This is a genomic window from Leisingera sp. M527 (genome assembly GCF_025141525.1).
GTDB lineage: Bacteria > Pseudomonadota > Alphaproteobacteria > Rhodobacterales > Rhodobacteraceae > Leisingera.
The window spans coordinates 4,028,304-4,041,624 of sequence record NZ_CP081037.1; the positions used below are offsets into that span (position 1 = coordinate 4,028,304).

Sequence of the window (13,321 nt, forward strand, 5' to 3'; positions counted from 1 at the left end):
AATGACACACACCCGCTATGCCTTTATCAAGGCGCAATGGCATGCCGATATCGTCGATCGTGCGCTTGATGGGTTTCTGGATCTCGTCTCCAGCTCTCAAGTCGATGTCTTTGATGTTCCCGGTGCTTTTGAGATGCCGCTGATGGCGCAGGAGCTGGCAAAAAGCGGCAAATACGCAGCTATTGCCTGTGCCGCCTTTGTCGTCGACGGCGGCATTTACCGGCACGATTTCGTTGCCCAGGCTGTTGTGGACGGGCTGATGCGCGTGAGCCTTGAGACAAGCGTGCCCGTGCTTTCGGTATCCTTGACACCGCACCAGTATCAGGAGACCGAACACCACAATACAATCTACCGCGACCATTTCGAAGAAAAAGGCCGCGAAGCAGCGCAAGCCGCCTTGATGATAACCAAGTCACGCGCGCAGGCCTTGGCAAACGCCTGAACCTAGCCCCTGCATTTGCCAGCGCGCAGGTGCAGGCCCTCTTGTATCTCAGGCATTATTTACCCCAGATAAGCCTTCAAAGCAGGCGGCGGATTGTCCAGCAAGTCCGCCGTCGCTTGCGACGGATGCGCCTTGCCGTCCGCCACAAGCACCACTTGGTCCGCAATCCGGCGCGCGTCGTTCGGATCATGGCTGACCATCAGCACCGTGGCGCCGCTTTCGCGCGCCAGTTCCGCAACCAGATCCAGCATCTCAGCCTTCAGCGCCGGGCCAAGTGCTGCAAAAGGTTCATCCAGCAGCAGGATGTCGCGGCCCTGTACCAGTACCCGCGCCAGGGCCACCCGGCTTTGCTGCCCGCCGGACAGAGCCGCAGGTTTCCGCCCCCCCATGCCGCCAAGACCAACCCGGATCAGCGCTGCGTCAATCTTTTGCCACTCCATCTGATTGAGCCGCAGGTTCGCATGCAGCCCCAAGCCAACGTTCTGCGCCACGGTCAGATGCGGAAACAGGTTGCCGTCCTGAAACAGCATGGCGACCGGCCGCTTGCCCGGCGGCCTGCCGGTCAGGTCTGAGCCGTTCCAAGAGACGCGCCCACGGGTAACGGGCAGGAAACCGGCCACTGCCTCCACCAGCGTAGACTTACCGGCACCCGATGGACCAATCACCGCGACGCAGGCACCCGGCGCAATCTCAAGATCCGCCTCCACCACATAGCCGCCGTTCATGATCCGGCAATCCTCAAGCCTCAGCATGCCAGCGCCCTCCGCGGTCCAAAATCCAAAACGCACCCATCGACAGCATCAGCAGGAGCAGTGCAGCACCCGCTGCGGCCTCCATCCGGTATGCCCCCATCAGCCGGTAAATCTGCAAGGGCAGCGTTGCGAAATCCGGATCGGCAAACAGCGTTACCACGCCCAGATCCCCCATCGACAGTGCCGCAGTCAAGCCCGCGGCAAACCCTGTTTGCGCCCGCATCCGGGGCAGAAAGACCCGGCGCACAAAGGCCCAGCCCTGCATATCCAGCGACAGCGACAACCGGCCATAGCGACCCAGCACTTCCCGCGCCCGCGGCACCAGGATACGCATGGCAAATGGCAGCGCCATCACCGCATTGACCAGCGCCGTCACCGGCAGCGCCAGGGCAAATGGGTCTGCGACGGGGTAGATCAGAATGAACAGCCCGGTGCCAATCACCAATGGAGAGGCCGCAAGCCCAAGAATGCCCGACAGTTCGGTCAGGCTGTTCCGGCCAGCTGCAACCGCAGCTGCCATCGGCAAGGCCAGCGCAAGAAGGATCACAGTGCTGATTGCAGCCACCAGAATGGAGTTCCCCGCGGCCTGCCAGACACTACTTTTTAAACCTGCCAGCCCCGGCAATCCCGCCAGCACGATTGCGGCCAAAGGCAGCAGCAGGAACGCCGCAGACAGGAAAATCCAGAAAACATCCAAGCCGCGCGCCAGCGCCCCCTGCCCGTCCCAGCGCCGCACCGCGCGGTCAAGACCGGCGCCAAAGCCCTCACCCGCCGACACCCGCAGCGCTGCCAGTGCAGCGGTGCCAGTCAGCAGCAGCTGCAGCCCCGACAGGAGCGCTGCGCGGCCCAAATCAAAATCAAAGCGGAACGCCTGATAGATGGCCAGCTCGATCGTGGTCGCCCTGGGGCCGCCGCCCAGAGTCAGCGCAACCGCAAAACTGGAAAGGCAGATGGCAAAGACAACAGCCAAAGCACCCGGTGCCACCCGCCGGAGCATCGGCCCCTCTAGCAGCCGCCACATCGCCAGCGGACCGGCATCCAATTGCGCGGCCAAGCGGAAGCGTTCAGCCGGGATTTCCTGCCAGCCCTGCAGGATCAGCCGGGTCGCCAGCGGCAGGTTGAAGAAGACATGTGCCAGGACCACGCCGTGCAGGCCGTAAATTTGCACCGGCTCCAGCCCGAACAGGCCGAACAAGCTGCTCAGCCAGCCAGCCCGGCCAAACACCGCCAGAAGGCCCAGAATGGCAACGATCACCGGCAGAATGAAGGGGGCGCCAAGCAGGGCAATCAGCAATGCCCGCCCTGGAAACCGCCGCCGCGCCAGTGCACGGGCCACGGGTATCGCCAGACCGACGCTCAGCAGCGCCGACAGGCTGGCCTGTGTCAGCGTAAACCGCAACGCCGCCCAATCGCTGGCACCAAATCCGGTTCCGGCCTCGGCCCTGAGTGCCACAGCACCCAAGGTTCCTAAGATCAGCGCGACGACAAGCAGTGCCGCGCTGATTCCGGGAACGGAGCCTACTGGCTGAGCGCGTCCAGCCATTCGCCAAGCGCTGCATCCCGCACCTCTGCCGCTTCAGTTTCGCTCAGCAGCAAGGACTTGCCTGGCGCGATCAGCGTCTCGAAACCCTCCGGCAGACCCGCAGCCGGTGTCACTGCGGGGTACATCCAGTTGGTGGTCGGAATGATCGACTGAAAAGCGTCGGATACCATGAATTCCAGAAACTGGTCGGCCAGCTCAGGCTGATCGGTGTTTGCCAGTTTGCCTGCAACTTCCACCTGCATGTAATGACCCTCGTCAAAGGCGGCAGCCGCCTTGGAGCCGTCTTCCTCAGCAATCAGGTGGTAGGCGGGTGAGGTGGTGTAGGAAAGCACCATGTCGGCCTCGCCTTCCAGGAACATGCCATAGGCCTCGGACCAGCCCTTGGTCACGGTGACAACATTGTCAGACAGGCCCTTCCAGATTTCCGGCGCCTCATCGCCATAGGCGGCTTTCACCCACAGGAGCAGGCCCAGACCGGGGGTCGAGGAGCGCGGGTCCTGGATCACGATCTTCATGTCGCTGGTTGCCAGCGCCTTGAAATTCGACGGGAAATCCGCCGGCGCCGCTGCATCGGCGTTGTGAACAAAGGCAAAATAGCCCCAGTCATAAGGCACAAAGGTCGCGTCGTTCCATGCAACCGGCAGCGCATAGTCGGCGCTGACCGAATGCTCTGCAAACAGGCCGGTTTCCTTGGCCGCCGCGGTCAGGTTGGTGTCGAGGCCAAGAACCACATCGGCATCCGAGCGTGCGCCCTCCAGCTTGACCCGCGCCAGCAGTGCCGCGCCATCGCCTGCGCCAACCAGTTTCAGGTCGCAGCCGCAAACCTCCTCAAACGCCTTTTCCACCGCCGGGCCCGGGCCCCAATCGGAAACAAAGCTGTCATAGGTATAAACGGTGAGTTCGGGCGTTTCGGCAAAAGCTGCCGAGGCGCCAAGCAGTCCCGCTGCAAATGCAAGATGTTTCAAGCCATCCTCCTTTGCGGCGTTGGGCAAGGGTGGAGGCTGTCCAGTACCTTCCCTCCGCCGGTGTGATCCGGTTCAGGTTCAACGGGTGTCATCTCAGCGCTGTTGCGCACCCCGAGGTCGCGCGGACATTATGCCCGGGCCGCAGCAAAGACAAGCCAAAGCCCGCCAGGACCTGCGTCTTGGCCAAACAAAACCACTTCCATCTCTTCCTCTTGCTGAAAATATCCCGGGGGAGCCGCCGCAGGCGGCGGGGGCAGCGCCCCCTCGGTTCTATGCCGCAGAGGAATCCGCTTGAGGCACAGCCCCCTGCCCGCTAAGCACGTCCGGCAAAGGAGACCGCGCCTCATGTCGATGAACAGCTTTGGACACCTCTTCCGCGTCACCACCTGGGGCGAAAGCCACGGGCCCGCGCTTGGCGCCACCGTCGACGGCTGTCCGCCGAATGTGCCGCTGGAGCCGGAAATGCTGCAGAACTGGCTGGATAAACGCCGCCCGGGCCAGAACAAGAACACCACCCAGCGCAATGAGCCGGACGCGGTCAAGATCCTGTCCGGCGTGTTCGACGGCATGACCACCGGCACGCCCGTACAGCTGATGATCGAAAACACCGACCAGCGGTCCAAGGACTACGGCGAGATTTCCCAGACCTTCCGTCCGGGCCATGCCGACATCACCTATTTCCAGAAATACGGCAACCGCGACTACCGCGGCGGCGGCCGTTCCTCGGCGCGGGAAACCGCGGCGCGTGTTGCTGCGGGCGGTGTTGCACGTGAAGCAATCAAGGCGCTGGTGCCGGGGCTGGAGATCAAGGGCTATATGACCCAAATGGGTAAGCTGGAGATCGACCGCAGCCGCTTTGACTGGGATGCGATCGAACAGAATGATTTCTGGATCCCCGATGCCGGCGCTGTGCAGGAGTGGGAAGATTACCTGCAAGGTCTGCGCAAGGCGCATGACTCGGTGGGCGCAGTTGTCGAAGTTGTTGCGCGCGGCGTCCCTGCCGGCATCGGCGCGCCGGTTTATGGCAAGCTGGACACCGATCTGGCGGCAGCAATGATGTCAATCAACGCTGTTAAAGGCGTAGAGATCGGCGAAGGCATGAACGCCGCCCGGCTGAAGGGCTCGGAAAACGCTGATGAGATTTTCATGGGCGAAAACGGGGTGGAGTATTCCTCAAACCACGCCGGCGGCATTCTGGGCGGGATTTCCACCGGTCAGAATGTGGTGGTGCGTTTTGCGGTGAAACCGACCTCCTCGATCCTTACTCCACGCCAATCGATCCGCAAGGATGGCTCGGCAGTGGAGGTCATCACCAAGGGCCGCCACGACCCTTGCGTCGGCATCCGCGCCGTACCCGTGGCCGAGGCGATGATGGCCTGCGTGATCCTGGACCACCTGCTACTGCACCGTGGCCAGATTGGCGTGAATCAGGGCAGGATCGGCTGAGTATGCGGCTCTAACAAGGAGTTTCCCGGCGATCACAGCTGGGAAAGCACTCTCAGCTGTGATCGCCCGAGCATTGGCTGTGGTCACCGAGAGCCGTCAGCACCTTGCAGCAGCCGCCATTGCCGCCGTCGCAAAGATGGCTGATCCGCTCCAGCTCCGCCGCCAGCTGCTCCAGCTTGCGGATCCGGTCTTGAACATTGGCCAGCTGACTGCGGGCAATCCGGTCGGCTTCGGCGCAGTCATCTCCGAGATTCCCGTCCAGTCCCATCAAAGACTTGATATCTTCCAGCGGGAAACCGAGGTCGCGAGCATGTTTGATAAATCCCAGCGCGTTCATTCCGTCCTCCCCGTAGCGGCGCTGATTGCCGGCATTGCGGCCGGGCTGCGGCAACAGGCCGATCTCCTCGTAATAGCGGATGGTGGGAACCTTTACGCCGGTGGTCTTGGACAGCTGACCGATGGAAAACATCTGCGGAACCTCTTGAAGCTCTAGTGACTAGAGGCCCTACATTGATCTCGAATCAGGAATGAGGACAAGAGCAATGGCAGGCTGCTGCAATCACAACGCCCGTTTTGACGGGGTCTCGGCAGACTATAAACGCAGGCTTTGGCTGGTAATCGTCATAAACGCCGGCATGTTTGCGGTGGAAATGAGCGCGGGCCAGCTGTCGGGCAGCCAAGCGCTGAAGGCGGACGCGCTAGACTTTCTGGGCGACGCGCTGACCTATGGTATTTCGCTGGCGGTGATCGGCGCTAGCCTGCGCACCCGGGCGCTGGCGGCGCTTGGCAAAGGCATCAGCCTTCTACTGATGGGTGCCTGGGTGTTTGGCTCCACCGTTTATCAGGTGTTTTATGTCGGAGTGCCGCAGGCACAGATCATGGGTGTGATCGGCTTTATGGCGCTGGCCGCCAATCTGATCTCGGTCATGCTGCTGGCGCGCTACAAGGATGGCGACGCCAATGTGCGCTCTGTCTGGCTGTGCTCGCGCAATGATGCGATCGGCAATGTGGCGGTGATGATCGCGGCGCTGGGTGTCTGGGGAACCGCCACCGGCTGGCCGGACCTGATTGTGGCCGGCATCATGGGCGGGCTGTTCCTAAGCTCCGCCTACCAGATCCTGGTGCAGGCGATGCGGGAATGGCGCGAGGAAGAGGCGCGCACTGCGGCGTATCAGAACTGAACACCTGTCCCGCTTGCGGCACGAGCGGCGCCCTGCGTTGTTCAGACAAACAGCCCTGCGCATGCCTCGCGCAGGGCTTTCTTCTGCACCTTGCCCATGATGTTGCGCGGCAGGGCCTCCAGCAGGATGAGGGAAGTGGACGCCAGGTTGCCGTGGATCAGCATCGCGCCTTTGGAGCGCCCGGTAGTGCCGGAGGTGTAAAGAAACGCGGCCAGATCGCCGGATTCGCGGGCAACAGGGTCAAAACCGGGCTGAACATCCGCCAGGTTGCGCAAAGATCCCTGCCCTCCGGCATCCAGAGTCAACACCCGCGCCTCATCTGCAATAGCGCTGATCTTCCCCATTCGCGCCGGATCGCAAACCACCACGCGCAGAGAATGAGCCTCGTGACCAAGCGACAGATATCCTTTTTCTCCAAAGCCCTTATGCACCCAATAGTTTAGGACCGTGTCAGACACTTCCATGCCGCCATCCTTCGAGCGCCTTTTGTAGCACGTGCCATCGCCCCTCTCGGGACATTGCTGCGCAATGCCCTGACGGGCAGTGGATGCCGTGCTTGCGGCACAATTCCTTGGCCCCAATGCCGACTTGGGGTTCCTTCGGGATGCCAATGATCTGCTCTTCGCTGAATCGGCTTTTCCGCATTGTCTGTCTCCTCGGGTGGAGAACAGGCTAGCGTAAAAACGCGGACATTTCTGGGGAGCAGGTCAGGAGCAGCACCTTGTTATCATCACAACTAACCTCGCCTTCTGCGGCGTCAAGAAGACAAGGCCAGAACCTAATATATAGTTCTTGCAACTTTCAAGTTGCGCGGGCTGCGAAATTCGAGCGGATGCGAGAACATCCCCGCCCAAGCGAAACCGTGCATGAGTATGCGGGATTGTTAAACATTCTACGTCCCGCCGACATGTCGCGATACACAAAAAAGCCCTGGCTGTTGCAAGCAAAGCCAGGGCTCTTCGCTAGTCTGCTTTAGCTAGCCTAACGGACGACAAATTCTGCATGCAATGCGCCGGCCGCTTTCAGGCTTTTGAGGATATCGATCATGTCCCGCGGCGACACGCCCAAGGCATTCAAACCTGCCACGACTTCGGACAGCGAAGTCGTCTCCGGCACTTCGGCAAGTTGGACGCCCTCTTCTTCCTCAATAGCTGCACCTGTGCGCGGAACAACAACCGATTCGCCATTTGCGAAGGGATTGGGTTGCACCACCAGCGGTGTCTCTTCGATCCGCAAAGTGAGGTTTCCTTGAGCCACAGCAACACGGGAAATCCGCACATCGCTGCCCATCACGATCGTACCGGAACGCTGATCCACCACAACCCGCGCCTTGCGCTGAGGTTCAACCAGGATGTTCTCGATCCGGCCCACGGCATGAGCCGTCGAGCGGGTATTTGTTCGCTTGATATCGATCTCGACAGTTCCGGAATCCCGCATCAGGGCAACGTTGCGGCCAAACTCATCGTTGATCGCCCGTTCAATCCGGCCGGCAGTGGTGAAATCCGGCTCCCGCAGGGCCAGACGCATGGAGCTAAGAGAGGACAGATCAAAGCCGATCTCACGTTCGACCCGGGCGCCCGAAGGGATCACACCGGCCGTTGGCACCCCTTGGGTTACCGTGGCCGCGTTGCCTTCGGCAACCGCTCCACCCGCCAGGATTGTACCTTGGGAGACGGCATAAATCTGCCCGTCCGCAGCATTGAGCGGCGTCATGATCAGGGTGCCGCCCAAGAGGCTCTTGGAATCACCGATAGCTGACACTGTTACATCAATGGTGCTTCCAACCCGGGCAAAAGGCGGCAGTGTGGCCGTTACAAAGACCGCAGCAACGTTTTTTGGCCGGAACTGCTCACCGGTCACATTGACACCAAGCCGCTCCAGTATGTTGGACATGATTTCTTCGGTAAACGGCGAATTCCGCAGCCCGTCACCGGTGCCGTCCAAGCCGACGACCAGGCCGTAACCGACCAGATCGTTGCCCCGGACGCCATCAAATTCGACCAAGTCCTTGAGACGAATGGTATTTGCCTGCGCCACTGCGGGCAGCAGGAACAGGCAAGTGAAAAGGAGGCGAAGAAATACCAGCATCAGAGATAGTTCAACAATGAGAGCTGCGAACTGCGCGAAGTGATTGTATAAAGACCTTCAAGCTGTGTTTGTGCTTCTTCCAGCCGTGTATAGGTTTCATATGGATCAGCTGACACCAGGTTGTTTTTGACAATGCTCAGGCTGGTTTTAGAAGCCTCGTTGCGGGTGTTCACCGCTTCAAGCTGGCCTTCGATAAAGCCGACATCCGCTTGCAGCTGGATCAGTTTGTCCACGCTATCCGTAAGTTCGCTGCTGGCCTGGCGGACCAGGTCAATTTTCACACCATCCGTCAAACCGAGACTGGGTTCATCTGCCAAAGCTGTAATGACGTAACTTTGCAATGCATGCTTGAGGTTGTCGTCATCAGCGCGGATGCCCAGTGTAACCTGTTCACCCTCGCCCACGGTGACAGGCTGCAGCGATGTTGTGGAACCGCTGTACATGACAGTGTCGAATCCAGCTGGATCATCAAACCAGTCCTTCACGGCTTGAATGATGTCATTGCTTGTCGTCAGTCCGGAGACCTCAGTGAGGATGGAACTCATAAGGGTGCCGGTGTCATTGAGCGGCGTAGTATCCGTTGCAGTGCCCGCAAAGATTGTCCGCCCACCAACAGATGTATTCAATAGACTGATTGCACTTGATAGCCTTTTCTTGGCTTGACTGCCAAACTGTTCTGCGTTCTCCACATCCATGGAGGGCAACAATGCCAGGGTGTCATCCCGCATTGCCTGCACCTGGCTTTGGATCTTATCAAGACTCCCTTGCGTCGTGGTGGCAAACAGCTGAACTTCGCCATTGGCGACCATATAGCTGTCAAGCCGGTTCAAGGAGTTTTCGAGATCCGCCAGATAGGTAAAGTCACCGCCCAGCCGCTCGGTCAGGTTGGACGATTTTCCGGTAGCAAACTCTTCGGAGAGCGTGGTTATATTCTGCTGCAATTCCGCATTGCGGCTGCGGAGAAAGAGGTGCTGCGCCATATCACCATAGGAATTCAAAATCATGCGTCAGATCCTCAATAGTGTATCCATAAGTTCGTCGACAACGCTGATCACCCGGGCATTGGCCTGGTAGTACTTTTCCACCAGCAACAGGTTCTGCAATTCAGCATCCGTATCAACGCCGAGCCCCAATTCCGCTTGGCTCAATTCGTTGAAACTGGCCGCCGCAAAGGTTGATGCGCGTGACGCTGTTTCATTGTCCTGGGCGAACCGCGACAACAGGTTTGCACTCAGCGTCGAGGCTGTCATGTTCGCTGTGCCCAGCCCGACAGAAGATACCGTCCGGGTGGTGTTCAACGTGTCGGAGTAAGCCTGCAGCAAGCTGGAATCACCTGGATCACCTTGACCCGCTGCATAAAGGCCGTCGCGGAACCGCCATGTTTCTCCGGTGCCGTCCAAGGCCACCAGATCATTCAATTCAATGCGGTTAGAGATACCGACGAAGTTTGCCGGGTCATAGAAACCGCCATCATCCGTGAAGATGCCGGCATCGGCGACGCCAATGGTGGCATCCAGTGCAGGATCCTGAAACCGCTCGATCAGATCGGCGGCCATTGTGTCAAGATCCTCTTGCGCTTCCACAGCTGTTACATCCCGGATTTCGAACTGGGCTGTAAGCATGCCACCCCGAAGTGGCCCGTCCGGGCTGGTGTCAATCACCTTGCCGTTGACCTCAAGGCCGGAAATCAATGCATTGCCCAGTGTCATGTGCGGAAGGATATCCCGCGACGGAGTAAAGCTCAGCTCGGACGCCTTACCATCCAACAGCATAACCCCGCCGGTTGAGTATAGCGTCAATTGGCCATTACCGCGCCGGACAACATTGACTGGAATGATTTCGTTAACCTGATCAACCAGTTGATCCCGCTGGTCATGCATCGCCACTGCATCCATGCCACCGGCTTCGACGACCATAATGCGGGCATTCAGTTTTTCGATTTCCTTCAGCGCCTGGTTCACGGTTTCAACCTGAGAGCCGATCGCATTGTCCGCATTGATCCTAAGATCCCGCAACCCTTCAGCAGTGCGGGAAATCATGTCGGCCAGCGAATTTGCCTTCACGGCCAAATCATTCAGCCTGGGCTGTGAATCCGGGCGAGAGACCGCCTCAATCAATGAAGACTCGAAATCCGATAGGTGCGAAGCCAGTGACATCTCGTCGTCAACTGTGCCAACCAGGTCGGACATCCGGCCGTAGAAATCAGACTGGATCCTGGACGCGCCGTAGTCTGCCTCGGCAACTCTGCGGTTAGTGATCAGAACCGGGTCGTTCATGCGCTGAACATGCCCGACCCGGACACCGGGAACACCCGCTCCGGGGCTGTTCAGGTCCAACACCCGGCGCGAGTAACCAGGTGTCAGAGCGTTGGCCAGGTTTTCCGAAACCACTTGCGAGGACCGGCTGGCCGCGGTCAGCCCGCTCATCGCGCTGTTCAGGGCGGAATAAATAGACATGTTCAGCCTGCTTTCGTGAAGCCAATGTCAGGGGGCATCAAGCGCATTAGCGCTTGATGTTGGTGGTTTCCTGCAGCATTTCGTCAACAGTCTGGATGACCTTGGCATTTGACGAATAGGCGCGCTGGGTCTGGATCATATCCGTCAGTTCGGTCGCCACATCCACAGCAGATTCTTCCTGGGCATAACCGAGAATCTCACCCGTCGGCCCGTCGCCGGCATCCCAAAGGTAGAAATCCCCGGATTCGTCAGTCGGCATGTAAGTTTGCGAATCCAGAGCCCGCATGCCGTTGACGTTGGAAACATCTGCCAGCGGCACTTTGTAAATGACTTTGGTGTCGCCGGAGTCATATTCTGCTATGACTTCACCGCTCTCGTTGATCTCAACCGAGACAAAGGAACCAACGGGGTTACCGTCTTTTTCAGTGGTGCCTGGAACGAATTCATCACCGAGCTGGCTCATACCGGTGTTGCCGCCGATGGCGCCAATGTTAATCTCAACCGGTCCGCCTGCAAGGTTAACAGTCACCGATCCCGCGGCGCCATCGTATGCACCGCCTGTAACAGTTGCCACGCTCGCCAGAGAACCGCCCGTGGTGCTGCTGTCATCGAAGGTAAGCGTGTATTCCCCGATATTAGCCGCCCCTGTTGCGGAATCCACGATTTCCATCGTCCATTCATTGGTGCCAGACGTTGCCGGCAGAGTCGCAACATTCGGTGTGTAGGTAATTGTCAGCTCTTCAGCGTTGCCCATATTGTCGTAATACAGGACTACCTGCTCAAACGGGTCGCCTGATGCCCCGACGTCGGTTTCATCAGCAGGCAGGTTGGCTGTCAGACTGATCTCCGTAGTGGGTTCTGCCGACAGGCGGTTCAGGTCAACATGGATCGGTTCAAGGGCATCGTCTGTATCACGTGCTGCATCCGGAACGCTGCCATCTGCAAGCGCGGGCCAACCCATCAGCACCAAACCGGATTCGGTTGAAAGATACCCGTTCGAATCTGTGCGGAAAGAGCCTGTGGTCGTTAGCATCATAGACGGGCTTCCGCCCGCCTCCACTTCGGTAATTGAAGCCACAGGCAGCATTCCACGACCGCGCACTGCAAGATCAGTGGCATTGTTGGTCGATACCAGCGGGCCGCGCTCATCGATCAGGCGCACATTGGTGGTGCGGACACCACCAGCCGAATAGGTGCCTCCTGAATTCGACAAAACCATGGAATGGAAATCTGTTTCAACCCGTTTGTACCCGCGGGTCGAGGAATTGGCGATGTTATCGGAAATGGAAGCCAACCGGCTGGCGTTGGCGCTCAATCCTGAAACACCCGCGTTCAGCGACGAAGAAATGGTCATAGCGCGCCTTTCTGCTGCATCTAATCATTCTGGATGCAACAGCTAGCGCAGGAGCGATTAACGGGCGGCTAACAGATAAAATATGACTTATCTGCTAGCCGCCTGCCGTAATGTTTTCAGTGACTTAATCGCGTAGTAGGATAATTTCGATCCGGTCATTGCGGGCTGCCATCGGGTTTCCGACCGCCAGCTTGCGGTCGGCATGGCCGGTCACCCGGTGAATCCGGCCTGTTGCCAGTCCGCCTGATTCGAGCAGCGTCCGTGTTTTGTCGGCTCTGTCATGGGACAGCTCCCAAACCGGATTTTTTGCCAGCACAACAGGATGGGACCTGATGTGGCCACCGATGGCTACATTGCTGGTAACATTTTCCGACACCCGGGCAATCATCCTGACCAGATCGCGGAACAACGGCGTAGGCTCAGCCGCATCCTCTTTGAACAACGGCATGTCTTCTGTTGCAAAAAGCTCGATAATCAGCCCTTCGTCAGTGACCCGGGTCACAATGTGGCGGGCCATCGCAACCGTCACCATGCTCTCGCCGCCACGTCCAGACAATTGTTCTTCTATAGCGCGGAACTTGGAGTCTTCTTCCTCGCGCTTCTCGTCGGTCTCGACTCCGGTATCCCCTTGCGCCTGCTGGGCATCCATCGGGTTAATGTCCGTTGCCCCGGTGCCTGATTGCGGCTGAATTTCCTCGGTGAACATGCTGTCACCCTGAAACGCACCATTGCCGCCGCCGGAGACCCGGCTTAGCGGAATTGACGGCGAGAAGTAATCCGCCAGACCCTTGCGTTGTTTTTCCGTCGTCGCGTTCAGCAGCCACATCAGCATAAAGAAGGCCATCATCGCGGTCACGAAGTCGGCATAAGCCACTTTCCACGCGCCACCGTGATGGCCATCGCCACCACCTGATTTTTTCTTCTTGATGATAATGGGCGCCACATTGCTTTGTGCGCTCATATCCACCACCACTATTTTCACCCATCCCCGGGATAACAGGCGGCGCGTTAAACCGGGCTTAACAATTAAACTTGCCGGCAGTTCTGTGCCTCCGCACGGCAATTTCCGCCAAGTCCAGGCGGTTTATTTGCGA

At 58.9% G+C, this 13,321-nt stretch carries 12 protein-coding genes, 2 pseudogenes and 1 riboswitch; of the genes and pseudogenes, 3 read left to right on the plus strand and 11 right to left on the minus strand.

Annotated elements, in window-relative coordinates:
- Position 1: 1 nt before the first annotated feature.
- A complete protein-coding gene (locus K3555_RS19795) occupies positions 2 to 442 on the plus strand; it encodes a 6,7-dimethyl-8-ribityllumazine synthase (RefSeq protein WP_260008569.1) in 441 nt (146 codons plus the stop codon).
- Between the two features lie 59 nt (positions 443 to 501).
- Here K3555_RS19795 and K3555_RS19800 read toward each other — a convergent pair whose 3' ends face one another.
- From K3555_RS19800 to thiB, 3 genes are read right to left on the minus strand one after another with little or no spacing between them, the layout of a single operon-like run.
- Positions 502 to 1,194: an ATP-binding cassette domain-containing protein gene (locus K3555_RS19800; protein WP_260006756.1), complete on the minus strand. Its 693-nt coding sequence runs from the start codon at positions 1,192 to 1,194 to the stop codon at positions 502 to 504.
- Positions 1,181 to 2,737: a thiamine/thiamine pyrophosphate ABC transporter permease ThiP gene (locus tag K3555_RS19805; RefSeq protein WP_260006757.1), complete on the minus strand. Its 1,557-nt coding sequence runs from the start codon at positions 2,735 to 2,737 to the stop codon at positions 1,181 to 1,183. Before K3555_RS19805 ends, K3555_RS19800 begins: the two co-directional genes overlap by 14 nt.
- Positions 2,713 to 3,702 carry a thiamine ABC transporter substrate binding subunit gene (thiB, locus tag K3555_RS19810; protein WP_260006758.1) on the minus strand — a complete coding sequence of 330 codons (990 nt, stop codon included), beginning with the start codon at positions 3,700 to 3,702 and terminating at the stop codon, positions 2,713 to 2,715. Before thiB ends, K3555_RS19805 begins: the two co-directional genes overlap by 25 nt.
- 32 nt (positions 3,703 to 3,734) lie before the next feature.
- Positions 3,735 to 3,826, minus strand: a riboswitch (TPP riboswitch).
- 221 nt (positions 3,827 to 4,047) lie between these two features.
- Between thiB and aroC the strand changes: the two genes are divergently transcribed.
- Complete coding sequence (gene aroC / locus K3555_RS19815; RefSeq protein ID WP_260006759.1) at positions 4,048 to 5,148, plus strand: chorismate synthase; 1,101 nt, start codon at positions 4,048 to 4,050, stop codon at positions 5,146 to 5,148.
- Between the two features lie 52 nt (positions 5,149 to 5,200).
- On the opposite strand, the gene K3555_RS19820 is transcribed toward aroC, so the two are convergent.
- Positions 5,201 to 5,617, minus strand: a complete 417-nt coding sequence (locus tag K3555_RS19820) for a helix-turn-helix domain-containing protein (protein ID WP_259988470.1) — start codon at positions 5,615 to 5,617, stop codon at positions 5,201 to 5,203.
- Positions 5,618 to 5,690: 73 nt separating this feature from the next.
- On the opposite strand from K3555_RS19820, the gene K3555_RS19825 reads away from it, so the two are divergent.
- Positions 5,691 to 6,329: a cation transporter gene (locus K3555_RS19825; protein WP_260006760.1), complete on the plus strand. Its 639-nt coding sequence runs from the start codon at positions 5,691 to 5,693 to the stop codon at positions 6,327 to 6,329.
- Positions 6,330 to 6,451: 122 nt separating this feature from the next.
- Here the strand turns inward: K3555_RS19825 and K3555_RS19830 are convergent.
- The 7 genes and pseudogenes from K3555_RS19830 to K3555_RS19860 form a co-directional block, all read right to left on the minus strand.
- Positions 6,452 to 6,700 (minus strand): annotated as a pseudogene (locus tag K3555_RS19830) (AMP-binding protein); the annotation flags it as partial.
- Positions 6,701 to 6,778: 78 nt separating this feature from the next.
- Positions 6,779 to 6,974: pseudogene (locus K3555_RS25050) on the minus strand (transposase); the annotation flags it as partial.
- Between the two features lie 336 nt (positions 6,975 to 7,310).
- Positions 7,311 to 8,417 carry a flagellar basal body P-ring protein FlgI gene (locus tag K3555_RS19840; protein ID WP_260006762.1) on the minus strand — a complete coding sequence of 369 codons (1,107 nt, stop codon included), beginning with the start codon at positions 8,415 to 8,417 and terminating at the stop codon, positions 7,311 to 7,313.
- The gene (locus tag K3555_RS19845; RefSeq protein WP_260006763.1) at positions 8,417 to 9,421 is read right to left on the minus strand and encodes a flagellin; all 1,005 of its coding nucleotides are present in this window, start codon (positions 9,419 to 9,421) and stop codon (positions 8,417 to 8,419) included. The genes K3555_RS19840 and K3555_RS19845 overlap by 1 nt, the downstream gene beginning before the upstream one ends.
- A gap of 3 nt (positions 9,422 to 9,424) precedes the next feature.
- A complete protein-coding gene (flgK, locus tag K3555_RS19850) occupies positions 9,425 to 10,873 on the minus strand; it encodes a flagellar hook-associated protein FlgK (RefSeq protein WP_260006764.1) in 1,449 nt (482 codons plus the stop codon).
- Between the two features lie 46 nt (positions 10,874 to 10,919).
- Positions 10,920 to 12,227 (minus strand): flagellar hook protein FlgE, encoded by a 1,308-nt coding sequence (locus K3555_RS19855; RefSeq protein ID WP_259988482.1) that lies wholly within the window; start codon positions 12,225 to 12,227, stop codon positions 10,920 to 10,922.
- Between the two features lie 124 nt (positions 12,228 to 12,351).
- Positions 12,352 to 13,188 carry a flagellar motor protein MotB gene (locus K3555_RS19860; RefSeq protein ID WP_259992702.1) on the minus strand — a complete coding sequence of 279 codons (837 nt, stop codon included), beginning with the start codon at positions 13,186 to 13,188 and terminating at the stop codon, positions 12,352 to 12,354.
- Positions 13,189 to 13,321 lie beyond the last annotated feature (133 nt).

Bases quoted from the DNA above. Each gene is read 5' to 3' on its own strand.
- K3555_RS19795 (WP_260008569.1), top strand. From the start codon at position 2: ATGACACACACCCGCTATGCCTTTATCAAGGCGCAATGGCATGCCGAT.
- K3555_RS19800 (WP_260006756.1), bottom strand. From the start codon at position 1,194: ATGCTGAGGCTTGAGGATTGCCGGATCATGAACGGCGGCTATGTGGTG.
- K3555_RS19805 (WP_260006757.1), bottom strand. From the start codon at position 2,737: ATGGCTGGACGCGCTCAGCCAGTAGGCTCCGTTCCCGGAATCAGCGCG.
- aroC (WP_260006759.1), top strand. From the start codon at position 4,048: ATGTCGATGAACAGCTTTGGACACCTCTTCCGCGTCACCACCTGGGGC.
- K3555_RS19820 (WP_259988470.1), bottom strand. From the start codon at position 5,617: ATGTTTTCCATCGGTCAGCTGTCCAAGACCACCGGCGTAAAGGTTCCC.
- K3555_RS19825 (WP_260006760.1), top strand. From the start codon at position 5,691: ATGGCAGGCTGCTGCAATCACAACGCCCGTTTTGACGGGGTCTCGGCA.
- K3555_RS19840 (WP_260006762.1), bottom strand. From the start codon at position 8,417: ATGCTGGTATTTCTTCGCCTCCTTTTCACTTGCCTGTTCCTGCTGCCC.
- K3555_RS19845 (WP_260006763.1), bottom strand. From the start codon at position 9,421: ATGATTTTGAATTCCTATGGTGATATGGCGCAGCACCTCTTTCTCCGC.
- flgK (WP_260006764.1), bottom strand. From the start codon at position 10,873: ATGTCTATTTATTCCGCCCTGAACAGCGCGATGAGCGGGCTGACCGCG.
- K3555_RS19855 (WP_259988482.1), bottom strand. From the start codon at position 12,227: ATGACCATTTCTTCGTCGCTGAACGCGGGTGTTTCAGGATTGAGCGCC.
- K3555_RS19860 (WP_259992702.1), bottom strand. From the start codon at position 13,188: ATGAGCGCACAAAGCAATGTGGCGCCCATTATCATCAAGAAGAAAAAA.